2 protein-coding genes and 1 pseudogene are annotated in these 2,065 nt (G+C 73.7%); all 3 read right to left on the bottom strand.

What is annotated here, in order from left to right; all coding sequences use genetic code 11:
* Positions 1-305 (bottom strand): annotated as a pseudogene (locus HMPREF3086_RS01295) (hypothetical protein); the annotation flags it as partial.
* 120 nt (positions 306-425) lie between these two features.
* The gene (locus HMPREF3086_RS01290; RefSeq protein ID WP_246830846.1) at positions 426-1,094 is read right to left on the bottom strand and encodes a GNAT family N-acetyltransferase; all 669 of its coding nucleotides are present in this window, start codon (positions 1,092-1,094) and stop codon (positions 426-428) included.
* 8 nt (positions 1,095-1,102) lie between these two features.
* Positions 1,103-2,065: molybdopterin molybdotransferase MoeA (glp, locus tag HMPREF3086_RS01285; RefSeq protein WP_070719764.1), on the bottom strand; the 963-nt coding region annotated here is incomplete at its 5' end.

The following is a 2,065-nucleotide window of genomic DNA, read 5'->3' as shown; positions in this document are numbered from 1 at the left end:
GCCTCGCGGCGCAGGGTCTGCTCTAGCAGGTGCTCCCACGTCTCGGTGTCGAGCAGCTCGGCGTCCGTCGCGCCGGCCCCGGTCGGCAGTCCGAAAACGGACTCCTCGGATTCGGCCTGCACGGGATCGGCCGCGGCGCGCCCACGACTGGGCACCAGGCGGCGGGAACCGCCGGAGTACAGCGTGCGCGTCTGCGCCAGCGCGTCACCGGTGCGGCGGATGGGATTGCGCGACCGGATGAGCATTGGCGCGAGGACGAACAGCCAGACCACCACCAGCAGGATGATCAGCAGCGAGCTCGACATCGATCAGGCCTCCTCGAGCGTCTACCCCGACTCGGGACGTCGTGGTGAGGATCCAACCGTAACGGCGCGCGAGCCCCGCGAAGCGGCGGCGCGCCGCAGGTCACGATGCTCAGGACATCCTCAGACGCGCCGTGCGCGGCCGGCCTCGACAAGCGCGGCCACCGCGCCCCGTCCGTGCTCCTCGCGGGTGCGGGCGACCAGGAGATGATCGCGCCACGCTCCGTCCACGTGGAGGTAGCGTCGCAGCAGCCCCTCCTCGCGGAATCCGCACCTCTCGAGCACCACACGGCTGGCCGTGTTCTCCGGTCGGACGGTCGCGTCCACGCGGTGCAGAGCACCCGGCCCCAGGGCGTGGTCCACGCCCAACGCCAGAGCCGCGGTGGCCACCCCGCCGCCGACGAACGGGCGGCCGACCCAGTAGCCGATCCACCCGGAGTGCAGGGCGCCGCGGACGATGCCGCCCACGGTGATCTGCCCGCAGAAGCGGCCGTCGAGCTCGATGGCGGCGGGGAGGGTCGCTCCGGCGCGGGCGTAGCGTCGGAGCTGGGCATGGATGGGCGGCCAGGCGCGCGGGGAGTTGTTCTCGTGCCACCGGCCCTCGACGGTCGGCTCCCACGGTTCGAGGTGATCCCTCTCGAACAGCCGCAGCGCCGACCACGCGCGCGCGTCCCGCCGACGGACCGGCCGCAAGGTGACGACGCCGGCGGGCACGCACAGCGGCCCCGCCTCGAGGGGCCACCCGGGGTGGGCGGCCGTGTCGGCGGTCAACGCGTCCCAGACGCCGCTCACGCCCGGGCTCACCCCCGTTGGGCGAGGAACATCACGTCGACCTCGTCACCCGCCCTCACGGCGGTGACGCCGGGATCGATCACGACGAGGCAGTTGGCCTCCGCGAGCGACGCGAGCAGGTGCGTCGAGGACCCCTGGGCGCCGCCGAGGGCGCGGACCAGGTACTCGCCCGTGTCCGTGTCACGCATGAGCTGCCCGCGCAGGTAGCCGCGACGCCCCTCGACCGACGAGATGGGGGCGACCGTGCGGGCGCGGACGGTACGGCGCATGGGCTGACGCTTGCCCAGCGCTATCCGGATGAGCGGCCGCACCATGATCTCGAACACCACCAGCGCGCTCACCGGGTTGGACGGCAGCAGGAAGGTGGGGACCTCGTCGCGACCCAGCCGGCCGAAGCCCTGCACCGACCCGGGGTGCATGGCGACGCGGTTCACCTCGATCTGCCCGAGCTCGGCCATGACCTGGCGGATCCGGGTGGTGGCCTCTCCCCCGGCGGCGCCGGAGACCACGACGAGCTCACTGCGGACGAGCTGACCCTCCAGCACCTCGCGCAGTCGTGACGGCTCGGTGCTGGCGATGCCCACCCGGTGGACGTCGGCACCGGCGTCACGCCCGGCGGCGGTGAGGGCGTAGGAGTTGACGTCGTAGACCTGCCCGGTGCCGGGGCGGCCGTCGACGTCCACGAGTTCGTCGCCCACGGAGATGACCGACATCCGCGGCTTGGGGTGCACGAGGACCTTCGCGCGGCCCACGGAGGCGAGAAGACCGACCTGGGCGGGACCGATGATGCTGCCGGCGCGGACGGCCACGTCGCCGGGCTGGACGTCGTCGCCGATGCGGCGGACATAGTCGCCGGTGCGGACGGTGCGGGTCGGGACGATCTGCCGGCCGTCGGGGGCGGCCCAGCCGACCGGCAGGACCGCGTCGGCGAGGGTCGGCAGCGGCGCGCCGGTGTCGACGCGCACGGTCTG

Source organism: Dietzia sp. HMSC21D01, assembly GCF_001815995.1.
Taxonomy (GTDB): Bacteria; Actinomycetota; Actinomycetes; order Mycobacteriales; family Mycobacteriaceae; genus Dietzia; species Dietzia cinnamea.
This window is presented reverse-complemented; position numbering and strand designations above follow the sequence as displayed.